Source organism: Haloferax litoreum, from assembly GCF_009674605.1.
GTDB lineage: Archaea > Halobacteriota > Halobacteria > Halobacteriales > Haloferacaceae > Haloferax > Haloferax litoreum.
Genome location: NZ_WKJO01000001.1, coordinates 1,384,109 through 1,401,212 on the forward strand (window position 1 = coordinate 1,384,109; position 17,104 = coordinate 1,401,212).

11 protein-coding genes are annotated in these 17,104 nt (G+C 62.0%); 9 read left to right on the forward strand and 2 right to left on the reverse strand.

Going from position 1 to position 17,104, the window contains the following annotated elements; all coding sequences use genetic code 11:
* Window positions 1–90 precede the first annotated feature (90 nt).
* The 5 genes from GJR96_RS07160 (at window position 91) to GJR96_RS07180 (ending at window position 4,089) form a co-directional block, all read left to right on the forward strand.
* Window positions 91–813: a hypothetical protein gene (locus GJR96_RS07160; RefSeq protein WP_151162308.1), complete on the forward strand. Its 723-nt coding sequence runs from the start codon at window positions 91–93 to the stop codon at window positions 811–813.
* Between the two features lie 60 nt (window positions 814–873).
* Window positions 874–2,385, forward strand: a complete 1,512-nt coding sequence (gene tgtA, locus GJR96_RS07165) for a tRNA guanosine(15) transglycosylase TgtA (RefSeq protein ID WP_151162309.1) — start codon at window positions 874–876, stop codon at window positions 2,383–2,385.
* A gap of 128 nt (window positions 2,386–2,513) precedes the next feature.
* A complete protein-coding gene (locus GJR96_RS07170) occupies window positions 2,514–3,341 on the forward strand; it encodes a ZIP family metal transporter (protein ID WP_191965821.1) in 828 nt (275 codons plus the stop codon).
* Between the two features lie 111 nt (window positions 3,342–3,452).
* The gene (locus GJR96_RS07175; RefSeq protein WP_151162311.1) at window positions 3,453–3,728 is read left to right on the forward strand and encodes a winged helix-turn-helix domain-containing protein; all 276 of its coding nucleotides are present in this window, start codon (window positions 3,453–3,455) and stop codon (window positions 3,726–3,728) included.
* Between the two features lie 55 nt (window positions 3,729–3,783).
* The gene (locus GJR96_RS07180) at window positions 3,784–4,089 is read left to right on the forward strand and encodes a hypothetical protein (RefSeq protein ID WP_151162312.1); all 306 of its coding nucleotides are present in this window, start codon (window positions 3,784–3,786) and stop codon (window positions 4,087–4,089) included.
* A 35-nt stretch (window positions 4,090–4,124) separates the two neighbouring features.
* Here GJR96_RS07180 and epsC read toward each other — a convergent pair whose 3' ends face one another.
* On the reverse strand, window positions 4,125–4,988 hold the full coding sequence (epsC, locus tag GJR96_RS07185; protein ID WP_151162313.1) for a serine O-acetyltransferase EpsC: 864 nt from the start codon (window positions 4,986–4,988) through the stop codon (window positions 4,125–4,127).
* A gap of 411 nt (window positions 4,989–5,399) precedes the next feature.
* Window positions 5,400–5,861 (reverse strand): pyridoxamine 5'-phosphate oxidase family protein, encoded by a 462-nt coding sequence (locus tag GJR96_RS07190; protein ID WP_151162314.1) that lies wholly within the window; start codon window positions 5,859–5,861, stop codon window positions 5,400–5,402.
* A gap of 111 nt (window positions 5,862–5,972) precedes the next feature.
* Here GJR96_RS07190 and arcS point away from each other — a divergent pair, with 111 nt between their 5' ends.
* The 4 genes from arcS (at window position 5,973) to GJR96_RS18480 (ending at window position 17,075) form a co-directional block, all read left to right on the forward strand.
* A complete protein-coding gene (gene arcS, locus GJR96_RS07195) occupies window positions 5,973–7,730 on the forward strand; it encodes an archaeosine synthase subunit alpha (protein ID WP_151162315.1) in 1,758 nt (585 codons plus the stop codon).
* A gap of 225 nt (window positions 7,731–7,955) precedes the next feature.
* Window positions 7,956–8,231, forward strand: a complete 276-nt coding sequence (locus tag GJR96_RS07200) for a hypothetical protein (RefSeq protein ID WP_151162316.1) — start codon at window positions 7,956–7,958, stop codon at window positions 8,229–8,231.
* Window positions 8,232–8,334: 103 nt separating this feature from the next.
* Entirely contained in the window at window positions 8,335–8,643 is a 309-nt protein-coding gene (locus GJR96_RS07205; RefSeq protein ID WP_151162317.1) for an ArsR family transcriptional regulator, read from the forward strand.
* Between the two features lie 311 nt (window positions 8,644–8,954).
* Window positions 8,955–17,075: a beta strand repeat-containing protein gene (locus GJR96_RS18480; RefSeq protein ID WP_151162318.1), complete on the forward strand. Its 8,121-nt coding sequence runs from the start codon at window positions 8,955–8,957 to the stop codon at window positions 17,073–17,075.
* Window positions 17,076–17,104: the final 29 nt, after the last annotated feature.

The window sequence follows — 17,104 nt, forward strand, 5'->3', positions numbered from 1 at the left end:
TATCTCTGTGCCCTGTGACGGGGCTGTAGACTGCCCCTGCCCGAGTCGAATCTCCAGAAGACACTTCATTTCGTGATAGAATATCAACACATGTACCGTCGAGAGGTCTTGTTGGCAGTCGCTGGGTCGTTCGTTGCGACTACTGGATGTCTCTCCGAGGCGGGTGACACGACACAGGCCCCTCTCGAACGCACATCTGAGACGACTCCTTCCGCTACCGGTGCCTCGTCACCGCTCCCACACGGACTCACCAACGAGACGCTCACGTCGTGTGAAGCGACGTTCGTCACGTCCGAGAAGGACTACGGGACGAACACCGGGCGTCCGAGGGTCGAATCGGTCGAGACGACTGCCGACGGTGTTCGCGCCGTAGTCGAATCAGAGTGGGGGAAAAAGACGCCGCCGCGACACACACTGCGATTCGAGGCGGCCGACGACGTGGACGACTCTCGCATCGTCGTGAGTGCAACCGACAGTGAACTAACCGAGAGTGATTCACTCCAGCGTGCCCTCTCGGACGCTGCGTCGGGTACGCCACGCGAACTACAATACGAAGACGAGGCGTTCGATTCGACCCTCATGGCACTCGACGCGGCGACCGACGACGAGTTCGGTGGCGACGAATCCCGGACAGTCTACGTCGACTACGAGGGAACACCTGTCGAAGTCGCGTACGAACACCGGCCACCACTGTATGCCGACTATCGGGTCGAGGCGTACTACTACGTGACCGAATCGGGAGTCTACCGGACGGAAAACCGGAGCGTAGACCCGACTGATGGTCTCTCGATGGACTGGTGTCTCGACGAGTAAGTCGGCATCTCTCCACTCCCGAACGCAACTCTTACCGCCGCGCTCACGGAACGCCACTCCATGCGCGACCACTTCGAAATCCGTGACGGGGACCTCGCCGGCCGAATCGGCCGCTTGACCGTCCCCCGCGCGGGGGTCACCGTCGAGACGCCGGCCCTCCTGCCGGTCGTCAACCCGAACATCGATACGATTTCGCCCGCCCGTCTGGAATCCGAGTTCGGCGCGGAGATTCTCATCACCAACTCCTACATCATCAAGAAGAACGACCACCTCCGCGAGGAGGCCCTCGACGTGGGTCTCCACGAGATGCTCGACTTCAACGGAGCCATCATGACCGACTCCGGGTCGTTCCAACTCGCCGAGTACGGCGAGATAGACACGACGACCGAGGAGATTCTGCAGTTCCAACACGACATCGGGACAGACATCGCCACGCCGGTCGACATTCCGACACCGCCGGACGTAGACCGCGAACAGGCAGAAGACGACCTCGAAATCACGAAGCAGGCCATCGCCGACGCCGAGGCGGCCGATACGGGCGAGATGCTCGTCAACGCACCCGTACAGGGGTCGACGTACCCCGACATCCGCGAGGAGGCCGGTCGACACGCCTACGAATCCGACCTCGACGTGTTCCCCGTCGGTGCCGTCGTCCCGATGATGAACGCCTACCGCTACGGCGACATGGTCGATGCCGTCGCCGCCGCGAAACGTGGTCTCGGCGTCGATGCACCCGTCCACCTCTTCGGTGCGGGCCATCCGATGATGCTCGCACTCGCCGTCGCACTCGGGTGCGACCTGTTCGACTCGGCCGCGTACGCGCTGTACGCTCGTGACGGTCGCTACCTCACGGTCCGCGGGACCGAACACCTCGAAGACCTCGACTATCTCCCGTGTACCTGCCCCGTCTGTACCGAGTACTCGCCTGACGACCTGCGAGCGAAGGGCGACAAACAACAGGAGAAACTGCTGGCCGAACACAACCTCCACGTCACGTTCGCGGAACTCCGTCGCATCAAGCAGGCCATCCGCGACGGCGACCTGATGGAACTCGTCGAAGAGCGCGCACGCTCGCACCCGGCCATGCTCGACGGCTATCGCGCACTCCTCGACCACGTGGACCAACTCGAACGCGAAGACCCGGCGTCCAAGGGCGCGTTCTTCTACGTGTCCAACGAGAGCGCCCACCGCCCCGAAGTGGCCCGCCACCACGACCGGATGGACCGACTGACTGCCGAGGGCACCGTCTTGCTCACGGAGGGCGGCATTCCATCGGGCGACGAGTTCGACGCCGCGTGGCGCGTCGTCCCCCCGTTCGGTCCCTTCCCACGCGCACTCTCGGAGACGTACCCACTGACCGCGGAAGTGCCGGAGCGACTCGACCGAGACGCCTACGAACAGGCTGCACGAGGTGTCGCTCGTCTGGTCGAAGAGAACCCCGACGCGACGTTCACCCTCGCCCACGACGACTGGCCCGCGTCGGCGCTCTCACTCGTTCCTGACTCGGTGGCCGTGGAGTCGCTCGCAGAAGTGACGGAGCAGTTGGCAGACGCGGCGGACTCAGACGAATAACACTCCAACGGCGCTCTCTTACGTTGGTTCGTGCGCTCAGTTCTCGACGACGCATGCAAAACTAGATACAGTTCGCAGTTTCACATCTCTCGTACAATCATGTGCACTCACAGTGGAGGGCGAACAGTGTGGTAGTCGAGCAGTTCATCCGACTGTTCGGCGACAACCCCGTCGTCCACGGACTCATCGGTGGGTTCGTCATCGCTGGGTTCAACCTGTTGGGTGCCTCGCTCGTGTTCGTCTGGCGAAACCCCTCGGAACGTGCCCTCAACGGTGCACTCGGGTTCGCTGCAGGTGTGATGCTGGCGGCGAGTTTTACGAGTCTCATCATCCCCGGTATCGAGACGTACTCGAACGGGAACCCGATTCCCGTGTTGTTCGGGATGGCGCTCGGTGCGTTGTTTTTGGACCGCTCGGACATGCTCGTCCCACACGCGCACTATCTCCTCTCGGGGCGACGCAGACCGGACGCGGCGAATCCGAGTGACAAGAGTCCCGTCGACGACGAACGACTCGCCGGCGTCGTGTTGTTCATCCTCGCGATTACGCTGCACAACATGCCCGAAGGACTCGCAGTCGGCGTCGGATTCGGGAGCGGTGACCTCTCGACGGCCATCCCGCTGATGCTCGCTATCGGCATTCAGAACATCCCCGAAGGACTCGCCGTGTCGGTCGCCGCGATAAACGCGGGACTGGACAAGCGATTCTACGCCGCGTTCGCGGGGATTCGGTCCGGCGTCGTCGAGATTCCGCTGGCACTGCTCGGTGCCTACGCCGTCCAGACCGTCTCGGCGTTGTTGCCTTACGCGATGGGATTCGCGGCAGGTGCGATGCTGTTCGTCATCAGTGACGAGATTATTCCCGAGACACACACGAAAGGGCTCGAACGCATCGCGACGCTCGGTACCATCTTCGGTGCTATCGTGATGCTCTATCTCGACATCTCGCTCGGCTAAGTCGAGACACGCGACGTGGACCACTCTAACGGGAGGTTCTCCGTCACTTCGGTCGATGGTTTGGCGCTGCCTCGTGGTTCTTTAAGGGTCTCCAACGTATCAGCAAAAACGATGGAGGCTGTCCTCTGGTACGTGCTCACGGGAACTCGCGGTGGTGAAAACCGCGTGCGAATCCTCCGGACTATCGAGGAACAGCCACGAAATGCGAATCAACTCGCCGAGTCGCTGGACCTCGACTACAAGACGGTGAGACACCACCTCGACGTCCTGATGGACAACGACGTCGTCCAGCGAAGCGGTGACGACTACGGGGCAGTCTACCTTCCGTCGCCACGGTGTCGAGCGAACTGGGAGACTGTCGAGACGATTATCGAACGAATCGACTAACTATGGAGGAAATTGGGAACGTGTTTATCACACATCCGCGGAAAGTGGGGGACGAATGAGTATCTGGGTCGACGTCGCGCGCGCCTCTGCCGCACTCAACGTCGTCGTACTGTTCGTTCTGTCGGCGATTTGGGCGCGCAACTACCTGACCTTCCGGTCGAAACACGCGATTGGACTCCTCGTCTTCGGCGTGTTTCTCTTGGCCGAGAACGCACTGGCGCTCTACATGTACATCGTCGACCCGACGCTCTCGGGGTGGTTCGCCACCGACGTGCCCGTCATCGCGTGGCGACTCATGATGTTGCTGCACGTCTTCGAGACGGTCGGCCTCGCGTTCCTCGCGTGGATTACTATCGACTGAACTGCGGATGACGGCGGCGTCTCCGGTTGGACGACCTACTTCTTCGGCTTTCGCTCGTGTGTCGGGTGGTCTGAGATGTAGACGCTCGTGTGAGGTGGCACGTCCTCTGTGACCCACGAGTTCGCCCCGATACTCACGTGGTCGCCGACGCTGACTGCGCCGAGGACTTTACTGCCAGCGCCGATGACGACGCTGTCGCCGATATCGGGATGGCGTTTGTACCCCTTCTTCAGCGTGTGCTCGTCGTCTTCTTCCTCTTCGAAGTGGAGTGCGCCGAGGGTCACGTCCTGGTAGATTCTGGCCCAGTCGCCGATGGTCACCGTCTCGCCGATGACGACGCCCGTGCCGTGGTCGATGAAGAAGTAGTCGCCGATGTCGGCACCGGGGTGGATGTCGATTCCGGACTCCATCTTCGCGTACTCGGTCAACTCGCGGGCGTACTCGGGTGCGCCCATCTCGTAGAACGCGTGAGCGATGCGCTGGACGAGGATTGCCTGAAGTCCCGGATACGACCGGATTATCTCGATGTAACTCCGCGCGGCAGGGTCTCCTTTGTACGCGGCCTCCACGTCTTTCTTCAACGTCTGGCGAATTTCGGGGAGGCGTTCGAAGACGGACTCGACGACGATGGCGGGGTCCTCGTCGCTGTAGGGCGCGATGCCGTCGTAACAGAGGGCGGCGAGTTCACGCACTTCTTCGCGCAGTGCAGATTCGTTTTCGACGAGTGACCCGGCGTTCCAGCATCGAGGAAAGATGAGGCGCGTGAACAGGTGGACGTCGTCTCGGAGGTGGTCCCGTCGGGGGAAGTTCAGTGACGTGTCCGTCGGAAACGGGTCGTCGTCCTCACGGTACGACGCAGAGAGGGCGAGATGTGCGTCACCAGTGTAGGTGTAGGACATCAGTTGTTGGTTAGTGGTGGTTGGACGGTAATAATCTCGTCTCATTCACACCTCAACTGTGTCTACATCGGGCACGTCTGGCAAATCAGGGAAGAATTTGGGTGAGAGTTCGGAAAATCTTCTTGCTGCTTTCAGGACTAGCGTATACTGTGCGAAGGATGCGCCCCGAGTCAATGCCTCCATAACTGCCCCCCCTGGTGCTCGTCGACTCGGCGGACGATGCCACTACGCTGCCGGCCCCGCTGACTTCGCACACCGCTCCCCTGCCAGTTACGACGTCGTCAGACGGCGGCATCGCTCGACGAGGTCAACCGGACACCACGCTTTCGTACGCCGTGTGGGCTACAAAGCCACCCCCGCGCGGTACCCGCCCGCTTGGGCATCTTTTTGCGTGCTCGCCGACGCGCCTGCTTACTGCGTCGTCTCCATTCGACTCGCGTAGTCCCACGTGTGCAGTTTCGTCGGCCGAATCCGAATCGTCACCTCGTCGCGTTCCGGTGCCAGCAGTCGCTTCGCCAGTGGGGAGTCGTCGTCGCCGAGATATCGATAGATAAGCCGTCGGAGGACTGCCTTCTCGTCGTCGGGTTCGACCGTTGCGGCGCCCCTCCCACGAACCCCTCGGTAGGGCGGGTCGTTCGTCGACACCTCGAATGCCACGTCGTCGTGGGCGCGGAGGAACCGAACCACGTCGGCGTCGGCCGAGGTGGCACACCGGAGTTCGGGCGTCTCCGGGTCCCACTCGTACCACAGCGAGAGCATCCAGAGGTCGTCCGACGGGGTTCGACACGAGAGTCTGAGGGGAATCGTCGTCATCGTGAGGAACTCGTCGAGACGGTCACGCGACCACGGCCCCGATAGGGTGGGGGTGTCCATAGATGGTCGTTCGTGCTGAAGGAGCTAAATCGTGTAGGCCCGGTGGGACTTCAGCGACGACTCGCGCCCGCAGAAGGCAAGTTAATTGCCCGTCGGGGGCCGAAAGCGGGTATGACCGACTACTTCGAGGTTCACGCGCGCGACGGCGCCGCCCGAATCGGGGAGTTGCGACTCTCCGACCCGGTGACGACGCCCGCGCCCGTGGACGACGTTCTCGAGGATGCTGGAAGCCTCTGGGCGGCGGAACGCGAGATGCCAGCGGGGTCCGACGACGCACTCACCGTCCTCCCACACCGCTCGCTCCCTGCCGGGAGTGCAGACGAGGTTCGCGAGTCGTTCGCCGTCGACTACCCCGCCGTCGACTACCCTTCTGCGGCAGTCGTCACGGCCGACACCGCCGCCGACTACGGCGCTGACGCGTACATCCTCTCTGACGCGCAGGGGTTCGTCGGACACGCCCGCGCCTTCCGCGACAACATCGTCGAAGCCAAACAGAACCTACCCGCAGACACCGCGCTCATGCTCTCCGGTGTCGCGACGCCGCGCAACGTCTCGCTCCTCGTCTACGCGGGTGTCGACCTCGTCGACGAGACGCGCGCCCGAGCACGTGGACTCGAAGGATTCTACCTCACGAACGACGGCGAATACTTCCTCGAAGACCTCGACGAACTCCCGTGTGCCTGTGCGGCCTGTCAGAAACCGGCGTCCGAGTTCACCCGTGCCGACGCCGCCGACCACAACGCGAACGCGCTCCGTGCAGAACTCGCTCGTGTCCGTCGTCGCATCCGCGATGGTCGCCTCCGCGACTACATCGAGGGACAGGCCCGCCACGACCAGTGGTTGACGGCCGCGTTCCGCCGCTTCGACCAGCAGTACACGTACCTCGAAGAACGGACGCCAGTCATCCGCGACACGGAACTGACGGCGGCGTCCGAAGAGTCAATCGACCGCGTGGAGATTCAGCGCTTCGCGGACCGGGTGACGACGCGCTACACGAACCGGTTCGACAACCCGCTCGTCTTGCTCCCGTGTTCGGCGAAGAAACCGTACAGCGAGTCGCAGAGTCACCGCCAGTTCCACGAAGCGGTGCAGTACCGTGCCCACATGGTGTCGATGACCTCGCCGATTGGCGTCGTCCCGCAGGAGTTGGAACTGACGTACCCCGCACAGCACTACGACTCGGTCGTCACTGGCGACTGGTCCGAAGACGAGAAGTCGTTCGTCGCCGAGGTGCTCCGCCGGTACCTCGAACGTAACGACTACCCGCGCATCATCGCACACGTGCCGCCGGGTGCGTACACCGAAATCGTCGAACGAGTCGAAGCGGACCTCGGAATCGACGTCGAGTACACCGTCTCCGAACACCCGACGACGACGGAATCCATCGGCAATCTCATGCGGACGCTCGACGGCGAACCGAAGTTCTCGCGTGACGAACGCGAACACAACGTCGTGAAAGCACTCGCCGACTACCAACTCGGACCAGAGGCGGGTGACGCACTCTTTTCTGACGTGGAACTCGAGATGACGAGTCGCTACCCCAAGTTGCAGGTGTGGAACGACGAGGGCGAACAGTTAGCGACGATGGTGCCACAGTACGGCGTCCTCTCGTTCACACTGGAAGGCGCGAAGGTCTGGCGCGACAGCGACGCACCGACGAAGACCGTCGAAATCGACGGATTCGTCCCACACGGGTCGGTGCTCGCACCGGGCGTCGTCGACGCTGACGACGACATTCGGCCGGGCGACGAAGTCGTCGTCGAGGGTCCCAAGGCGTTCGCAATCGGTCGCGCGGAGATGGGTGGAGTCGAGATGGTCGGTTCCACGCGCGGCATCGCCGTCGAGATTCGCCACGTCGAAGAGAGATAACCGGACTGCGCTGGTAACCGCACCACGACGTGTGTGATTCTGACGGACTCGCCGGCCCCCGTTTTCGTTCGTCAGACACGTATCTGCACTCGAACAGATTCACGTCCGCTCCTCGCTTCGATATGGTAAGAGGGCCGCACAAGCGGTAGATACCAAATCTACTGAGTATTGACTGAATTATCAGTGTGCTATAACTTTAAGTGGTATTCTATACTAACACTGTATATGATGGTTGGGCGACGAGAGAACACACCGGAGACGTTCGGGGAACTCCCCGACGAGGGGGCGTTAGCGTGGACGATCACTCGGGCCCTGTTGGCTGCGAACGATTCTGCGTCACACGCACTCGAACTGCACTTGTTGCAGTCTCAGTACCACGACGACGGTGACGACTCGACAGCGACGAAACAGTACATCGATACAGCAATCGAGTATCACGAACGAATAATCGAGGACCTTCGCCTTGCACGTGAGGGTCTCGATTACTCCGACACTCGGTAGTCTTCGAACCATCCCCGCCCACCCCAGTCCCTCTCTGCAGTCTGGCGAAAATGGTCGTTTCAGTATAACGTGCTTATTTATCGCATGACACAAACATTACCGTATGAAGTTGGCCGTCCCAACTGACTTCGATATACTGGAGGCCCTCTCCGATGGGAGGCGGAACACCGCCGTGAACCTCTCGTATATCCTCGACAAGAATCGCTCGTACATCAACACACGGTTGCCGATACTGGCAGATTACGGACTTCTGGAGCGAGTCGGCCCCGCGCCAAAGTCCGGTCTGTACGAGATTACGGACAAGGGAGTTGTCGTGGTCGAGAACCGAGGCAAGTACCGAACTGACGGTGTCGACTTCGACGAACTCGTCGCGTCCGAACTCAGGGCACGGACCGACGGCGCAGACGAATAAATAGTCAACGACGCGTCACAACCGGAGGTCAGGGACGGCCTTCGGAGGCACCCCGGCGCGAACTCACAACTTCTAACAACGTATTGTCGACGAACTACTGGCCGGTGAATCGCACCACTGCAGTTTGTCGAACAGAGTTACGCCGAGTACTACACCTGTTTAATACCTCTTTACAAGCATTTTAAATAGCCCTATAAGTCACTATTCAATAATGTCTAGAATAGTTATATTTATCTAACTGTCTGGTAAGTGTTTTGGCAGGAATGAACACGCAGTCAGCGAGAGCACTCACACTTACACTCATACTATTGGTGTCTACCATCACCGGTGGCGTCTCTGTCGCCGGTGCCGCGTCTTCGTCTACGGTCACCGTCGACGGTGGCTTCCAGTACGCAGATGGGAGTACGCCGACAGATGCGTGGAGTGCGACTCTCTCCGGCAGTAGCGACTACTCAGACCAGATTGGGACGGACGGAACGTTCCACATTCAGGCTGGGGCGAACCAGACGTACAATCTGAGCTTCGAACAGTACAACCCGGCCTACACGTCGGCGAACTACCCACAGGATGGGGTCGCCGATATCTACGCCATCACTCCTGTGTCCCCGGGGGCGACGAATACGTCGGTCGGCAACTGGACGGTTCCGAACGCGACTCTCGTTCAGGTCGTCGTCCAGAACGAAACCGGTGCCCCCATTCAGAACGCCCATATTCAGATTCGGCACGAGAACAACGGGTCGTCGGCGTTCGCCAGTGCGACCACGAACGCGAACGGTGAGTTGGTCCTCGACACGAACGACCAGACTGGCGTCGAACTCACAGGGGCAGTCGACTTCGCCGTCTACGGGCCAGCAGGCTACGGGTTCAACCAGACGGCGACGACGGTGACGGACAACACGACACTCACCATCACACTGCCGACGGTCGCCACTGTCGACGGAACGCTCAGCGAACCTGACGGCACCGCCGCCGCGAACGATTCGGTGCTCTTCGAACGCGGGTCCACCGGGGAACTGGTGACGACCGATTCGAACGGGAACTTCAGCGTCGACCTCACACCCGGTCAGACGTACGAGTGGGCATACTACCAGGGTCAAATCGACACTCCTGCCCCTGCAGACGGGATTCCTGACTTTCACACGCTGGGCCCGGTCACCGCCGATTCGGGAACGACGACACTCTCTGGTGAAACGCTCCCGAGTGCACGGAACCTCACCGTGAACGTCGTCCGGGAAGACGGGACGAACGTCTCCGGCGCGATGGTTACGTTCTCGCAAGCGATCACAGTCGACGGCACGTCCGTACGGGCCGGTGACGACCGAACGACGAACCAAGACGGTCTCGCACGCATCGAAGTCGACGGCGCGCGGACGACGGACATCAGTGTCCACGCTCCTTCTGGAAGTGACCTCGGGTCGTCGCACACCGAGACAACCGCCGACAGCGACAACGACGTCACCGTCGTCTTGAAGGAGGAAGTCTTCGTCAACGGGACTGTCTCGGCATCGAACGGTATCTCCGTGGAAAACGCCTCCGTCGGTATCCACGGCATCAACGGCACCACCGGTGCACCGAGTGGCATTCTCGAATCCGATGGTTCGTATGCGATACCCGCGAACACGAACGGGACGTACGAGGTGTACTTCCAACAGACCAACTGGCAGGCGAGTGCCGGACACCCAAAAGACGGTCTCGCCGACCTCGCCCCGATTGGTGTCGTCGAAACGTCGACGACTGACGTCGACCTCGGTCAGTTCTCGGTTCCGAAGGGCCACCTGGTGAACGTCACCGTCGTGGACTCCAGTGGAACCCCGGTCGAAGGCGTCGACATCATCGTCGAGGCGAAAGACGCCGACAGTGTCGCCGAGAGCGGCGAAGGCGCGACGACGAACGCCGACGGCGAACTCGTCCTCGACACTGCGACGTCGCCGGGTGTCGAAGCACCGAACGGAACGCTCGGCGTGTACGTCAGTCCGGCGGACGCGACGCTGTCGGATAACAACACCGAGATACTCGTCGACGGGAACCGAAGTGTCACACTGACGCTCCAGGAGCAGTCGCTCGTCACCGGGTCTGTCACCGCCCTCGACGGCACGCCTGTGAGTGGAAAGCAGGTACTCCTCCACGGTGAGAGTGGTGGAAGTAACGTCACCACAGACACGGGGACGTTCACACTCGGTGCGGAGCAAGACATCTCCTACGAACTCGGATTCCGAGACTTCAATCAGGACGAGGCGATTGCCGATTACGAACGCAACGGCATCGTCGACATCTACACGATGGACAACGTCTCGGTCGAGTCGTCAGAGACGAACGTCGGCGACTATCGACTTCCCGTCGCCCACGCGGTGAACATCACCGTCGTCAATCAGTCCGGGGCCCCAGTTTCGGGTGCACCGGTCTACGTCCAACACGTCAACGGGAGCGCCGACTCCGGCGAGTACGGACACACGGATTCGAACGGGATGTTCGTGTGGGACGATGCGTCCCACGTCGGTGCCGAACTCAACGGCACCATCGGTGTGCACGTCGAACCGGGCGGTTCGAAGTGGGTCGACAACGACACCGAGTTCACCGTCACCGAGAACGGGTCCTACCAAATCGTCGTCCAAGAACAGCGTGAATTCACCGGCCGACTCGTCGGACCGGACGGGACTCCCGTCTCCGGTGCCGAAGTTGTCGTCAACACTGGCGGCGACTTCAACTACGCGCGGTCTGATGCTGGCGGAAACTTCTCTATCGGTCTGCCAACCAACGAAACCGCGAGTCTCGGCATCATCGAGTCACCGAACGACGAGTTCACCGAGATTGGCCAGCAAGACGGCGTCGCAGACGTCGTGAAGGTCACGGAGTTCGACACGACTGGAACCACGGCGCTCGGGAACCTCTCTGTGCCTGTCGGCCACCAGACGACGATTCGCGCCGTCGACCGCTACGGGAACCCCGTTCCTAATGCCCCGATGCTCCTTCGCGCAGTCGACGCCCTCGACGACTCGGCCGCGTGGGGATGGAACGACCGTACCGACGCCGACGGCTACCTCCGTGCCAAATCCAACGACTACGAACTCAACGGAACGGTCAAAATCGTCCCCGACGCACCGGATGGCTACACGTCCGTCACCGGCAACGAGACGATTACCGTCGACTCGAACCAGACTCACACGTTCGTCTTCGAACGGCAGGGTGAGGTCGTCTCTGTCAACGGGTCGATAACGGACGCCGACGGCAACGCCATCGAGGGGAACGTTATCAGCGACAACGAACCCGAGCGAAAGGGTCACCTCTCCGAAATCCAGTCCGATGGGTCGTTCACCGTCGACGTCGAGACGAACGAATCGTTCGCTATCGGCTACACCCAGCGCGACGAGAACGGAATCGGTCCCCGCGACGGCATCGCCGACGTGTACCCCTTCGAGACAGTCGACGTCACGTCGGACACGGTGATTGGGTCGTACACGGCCCCGCAAGGGCACGTTCTCAACGTCACAGTCGAGAACCAGACTGGTGCTCCCATCGAGGGGGCGTCGGTGATGTTCCAACCGGAAGGTAACGAAGCGTTCAACCCGATTACCGCGCCCGCGGTCACGAACACCGACGGCAAGGCTGTCGTCGGAAACACGACTGGCCTCGAAGCAACTGGCCCTGTCTTCGTCTACGCGACGCGACTGGGCCAGACCTACGACACCGCTACCGTGACGGTCACCAGTCCGACCGAGGTCACGCTGACCGTCCCTGACCCAGAGCGTGTGACCGTCGACGGTCGGATACTCGACTCCGCCGGAAACCCGGCAGTCAACGACACACTGACGGTCTACTCGAACGAGGTCTACACCTACAACGACCCGATAGCGAGCGAGACGGTGACAGATACGACCGGCCAGTTCTCCACCACCGCCGCCGCGAACGTCACGCAGGAACTGCGATACTTCCAGGGGAACCTCGGTGACCGGAACGCCGGCAACCAGACGTTCTTCCCGACTGACGACACCCCTGACGTGTTTGCGGTCCAGACGCTCGATGGAACTGGCGACGCCCAACTTGGCGACATCACCCTCCCGCAGGCATACCACGTCGAAATCGAAGTCGTGACGCCGAACGGCACGCCGGTCGAAGGCGCGACGGTCGACGTCACACACCAGAGTTCGAGTTCGGACGCCGACGCCCGGTACGATGGGGCCGAGACCAACGCGAACGGCCGCTACGAGATTCCGGCCAGTGACGGCACTGGCATCGACCTCGTCGGTTCCGTGGTGTTTGGCGTGTCTGGACCGAACGGCGAGTACGCCCGGAACGACACCACCATCACGCAGAACCAGACGGTGACCATCGAACTCGACGTCGACCAGCAGTCGGTTCCGTTGTCCCTCGCGGCCAACGCGACGACGATTCCGGCCGGCGAGGACGTTCGGTTCACCGTCACCGACGACGCGAACGACCCTGTGAACGAGTCGAACGTCACCGTCACGCTCCCCGATGGAAGCACACAGACGGTCCAGACGGACGCGAACGGTGAGGCGGTCTTCACGTCCACGACGACCGGTGACTACGCAGTCACGGCGTCGAAGAACGACACCGCAACCGAGGCGTACCAATCTGACTCGCTGACGGTTACGGCGAACGAACCCGGCCACGTCGTCGTCGAATCTGTCGACGTGCCGTCCGAAGTCGTTCGCGGCGAGGACGTGACAGTCGATATCACGCTCTCGAATCCCGGCGCGTTCGACGCGACGGACACGCTCGACGTGACTGGACCACTCGGTGTCGACACCACTGAGACGACACTCACTCCCGGCGAGACGCGAACGGTCGTTCGAACTATCTCCACCCAAGGGACGACGGCAGACACGCTGTCGCTCACGGCCGAAACGAGCAACAACTCGGTCTCCAACACGAGTACCATCCTCGAACCCGCGAACGTCTCGGTCGATGGCTACTCGCTCGTCGAGACGACCATCCTCGCGAACGAACCCGTCAACGCGACGGCGACGCTCAACAACACCGGAGAGGTCGAAGGCACGTACGTCCTCAACCTCTCCGTCGATGGGTCGGTCGTCACCAACGAGACGGTGACCGTCGGACCACAGACCACGAAGACGGTGAACATCGCGACGCTCGTCGCGTGGGAAAGCGACGGCACGCACACCGTGTCGGTTGCCGACCGACCGTCTACGAGCATCACCGTCTTGCGCCCGACCAACCCGGACGCATCGGTGACCGTCACAGCACCGACCGACGGCGACGTCATCGGCAGCGGAACGGTAACGCTGACCTACGACCTCTCGAACGTGACGACCGGCATCAACCACACCGAGTACAGTGTCGATGGCGGCGCGTACCAGACGCTCACGGACGGCCTCTCGACGACGAGTCACACGCTCTCGGTCGCTGACGGCGACCACGACGTCTCCGTCCGTCTCGTCGACAACCTCGGAACCGTCGTCGCCACGTCTAACCGGTCGTTCGCGGTCGATTCGGCCGCGCCGGTGGTCGGCATCTCGGCCGCCCAGACCGACGCAATCGGCGTGTCGAACCCGACTACCGTCTCTATCGAGAGTACGGACGCGAATCCGGGAACGACGACGTTCGCGGTCACGAACGCCTCCGGTCCCGTCTCCGAACGAGCAGTCACCGACGAGGTGGCAGACGGAACCGCGACTATCTCGTGGAACGGGAGTCTCGCGTCGGGTACGGCCCTCGCGTCGGGCACGTACACGCTCGAAGTAACGAGTACCGACGCCGCGGGGAACGCGAACACGACGACGCAGACGGTCAGCGTCGACAACGACGCACCGACGGTCACCGCGACTGGCGTGACCGACGGGACAGAGACGACCACCGTCTACGTCAACGACAGTGACACGCTCACTATCTCTGGCACGGCGAGCGACGCGGAGTCGACCCTCTCGAGCGTCGATGCCGTCGTCAGTTCTGATTCGACGGTGTTCGAAGAACGGTTCGACGCCACGCTCAACGGAGACGGTACGTGGTCTGCGACGGTCGCAGTCGACAAACTCCCCGACGACGGAACCTACACCGTCGGAGGTGTCGCGACAGACGCCGCGAACAACGAGGATTCGTCGCTGAACTCCTCGCTCACGGTCGTCGTCGACAGAGAGGCACCGTCGGTCGGTGCGGCCATCCTCAACGTCACGTCGAACGAAGGCGTCGTGAACGTCACGGCGAACGAGGTGCTCGCAACAGCACCCGACGTGACGGTCATCAAACCGGGCGGGGCGAACGAATCAGTCACGCTGACGCAGACTGCGTCTGGCTGGAACGGGACCTTCGCATACGACGGTGACGGCGAATACCGCCTCGTCGCCAACGCGACAGACCGCGCCGGAAACACCGGCACTGCCGAAGCGACCGCACAGGTCCAGACGGACATCCAGACGGTCGACAAGACGGTCGTCCTCACGAACGGACAGAGTGGCACGTTCATCGAACTCCACACGAAGACCGACGTGAACGAAGCGTTCGGTGCACTCACCGAGAGTGACACCCCAGTCGGCGAACTGTCGAAGAAACTCTCGGGAAGCCAGTTCATCAAAGGTGAACTCGGCGACAAACTCGACCAGAACCTGTCGTACGCACTCGTCGGCATTCCGGTCGACAAGTCTCAGCTTGCGCAGGGTGTCACGCCGCAAGACGTCGATATCCGGTACTTCAACGAGACGACCAAGGAGTGGGAACTCGTCGGCACCACGACGGTCGAGACGCTGAACGTGACCGGCACGCCAACCGAGTACTACGTTGTCAACGTGTCGCACTTCTCGACGTACGGTGCGGTCGCACCCGACACCACGGCACCGTCCATCGACGATAGCGCGTTGTCCGGCAGTGGGTCGCCGTACGACTACAGCACCGACACGGTCGACGTGACGTTCGACTACAGTGACGCACAGAGCGGCATCAACACGAGCAACGTCACTGTCGCGCTCGACGGAACAGACGTGACCGGCGACTACGCCGGCGACCTGCAAGTGACGAGTTCGTCGACGACGCTAACCGCCGTCGACCTCGTCGGGTCCGGTTCGCACGAGGTCACGCTGACCGTCACCGACGAAGCGGGTAACAAGCAGACGACGACCAAGTCGTTCACCGTCGAAGAAGACGAGACGGCACCGTCGCTGGACACGTCCTTCACCGACGGCAAGACGTACGCCTATGGAACTGACTCGGTCAGTTTCGACCTGACCTACTCCGACACCGAAAGCGGTGTCGACACGAGCGGTGTCACGGTCGAATTCACTGATTCCAGTGGAACGACCGATGTCACTGCGCCCGCGACGGTCACGTCGTCCGGTGTCTCGTACACTGCGACTGACCTCACGGCCGGGACCTACACCATCGAGGTGAACGTCCCCGACGGCGCAGGCAACGACAACACGACGACGAAGACGTTCACCATCGACGGCGACGACGCAAAGCCGACCATCGAGTCGGTGACGCAGTCGCCGTCGCCGACGAGTGGCAGTCTCCTGCCAACGACGACTGAACAGGTGAAGACGTCCGTCGACTACACGGACAGCGAGAGTGGTGTGGACGCCAGCGCCATCACCGTCGAATTCGACGATGGGTCTGGCTTCACCGACGTGACGGACCAGGCGGTCATCACGTCGTCGCAAGCGAACTACACGGCGCTCGACCTCGGCCCCGGTGCCTACACGGTCCGGGTGACGGTGGTCGACGCTGACGGGAACACGCGCGTGTCCGACCAGTCGTTCACCATCGGCACGGGCACCGCGCCGCAGATTACGGGGTCGTCGCTGACGCCGACTGCCTCGGGTAGCACGCTTCCAGCAGGAACGTCGCAGGCGACGATTACCGTCTCCTACGACGACGCGGAAGACGACGTCGACACCAGCGCGATTACGGCGACGTTCGACGGCAGCGACGTCACGTCGGACCTGTCGTTCGACGAGTCCGCCGGGGAGATAACCTACCAGGCGACTGGCCTCACCGACGGTAGCAGTTACACGCTGTCCGTCGACGTGGTCGATAGCGCGTCGAACTCGGACTCCACGTCGGTGACGTTCGACGTCGACGAGAGTTCCGACGACTCCTTCACGGGTGGGTCGGACTCCTCGTCGCCCTCGTCGAACTACGATGACGACGACGACAGTTCGAGTTCCCCGTCGTCCCAGTCGGAGACGACGGTGACGACCACGCCCGAACCGACGTCGACCGACCAACCTGCGGACGAACAGACTGACGGCGAGTCGGACACGACGACTGACGACTCGTCCGAGACCGAATCTGAGTCGACGCCGGACTCCGAGGCGCAGACGGCGACGACGACTGCCGAGTCGACGGCCGAAGAGGCCGCCGACGGGACGCAGACGACAGACTCCGAAGCGCCCGGATTCGGCCTGACGACCATGCTCGGTGCACTGATTCTGGTGCTCGCGCTGGTCCGTCGCCGTCTGTAACGGCACACCTCAATTTTCCTTTTTCACGG

What these genes read in the sequence shown, in the direction of transcription:
- GJR96_RS07180 (WP_151162312.1), top strand. Translation starts at nt 3,784, where the DNA reads ATGAGTATCTGGGTCGACGTCGCGCGCGCCTCTGCCGCACTCAACGTC.
- GJR96_RS07175 (WP_151162311.1), top strand. Translation starts at nt 3,453, where the DNA reads ATGGAGGCTGTCCTCTGGTACGTGCTCACGGGAACTCGCGGTGGTGAA.
- GJR96_RS07205 (WP_151162317.1), top strand. Translation starts at nt 8,335, where the DNA reads ATGAAGTTGGCCGTCCCAACTGACTTCGATATACTGGAGGCCCTCTCC.
- GJR96_RS07160 (WP_151162308.1), top strand. Translation starts at nt 91, where the DNA reads ATGTACCGTCGAGAGGTCTTGTTGGCAGTCGCTGGGTCGTTCGTTGCG.
- tgtA (WP_151162309.1), top strand. Translation starts at nt 874, where the DNA reads ATGCGCGACCACTTCGAAATCCGTGACGGGGACCTCGCCGGCCGAATC.
- GJR96_RS07200 (WP_151162316.1), top strand. Translation starts at nt 7,956, where the DNA reads ATGATGGTTGGGCGACGAGAGAACACACCGGAGACGTTCGGGGAACTC.
- arcS (WP_151162315.1), top strand. Translation starts at nt 5,973, where the DNA reads ATGACCGACTACTTCGAGGTTCACGCGCGCGACGGCGCCGCCCGAATC.
- GJR96_RS07190 (WP_151162314.1), bottom strand. Translation starts at nt 5,861, where the DNA reads ATGGACACCCCCACCCTATCGGGGCCGTGGTCGCGTGACCGTCTCGAC.
- epsC (WP_151162313.1), bottom strand. Translation starts at nt 4,988, where the DNA reads ATGTCCTACACCTACACTGGTGACGCACATCTCGCCCTCTCTGCGTCG.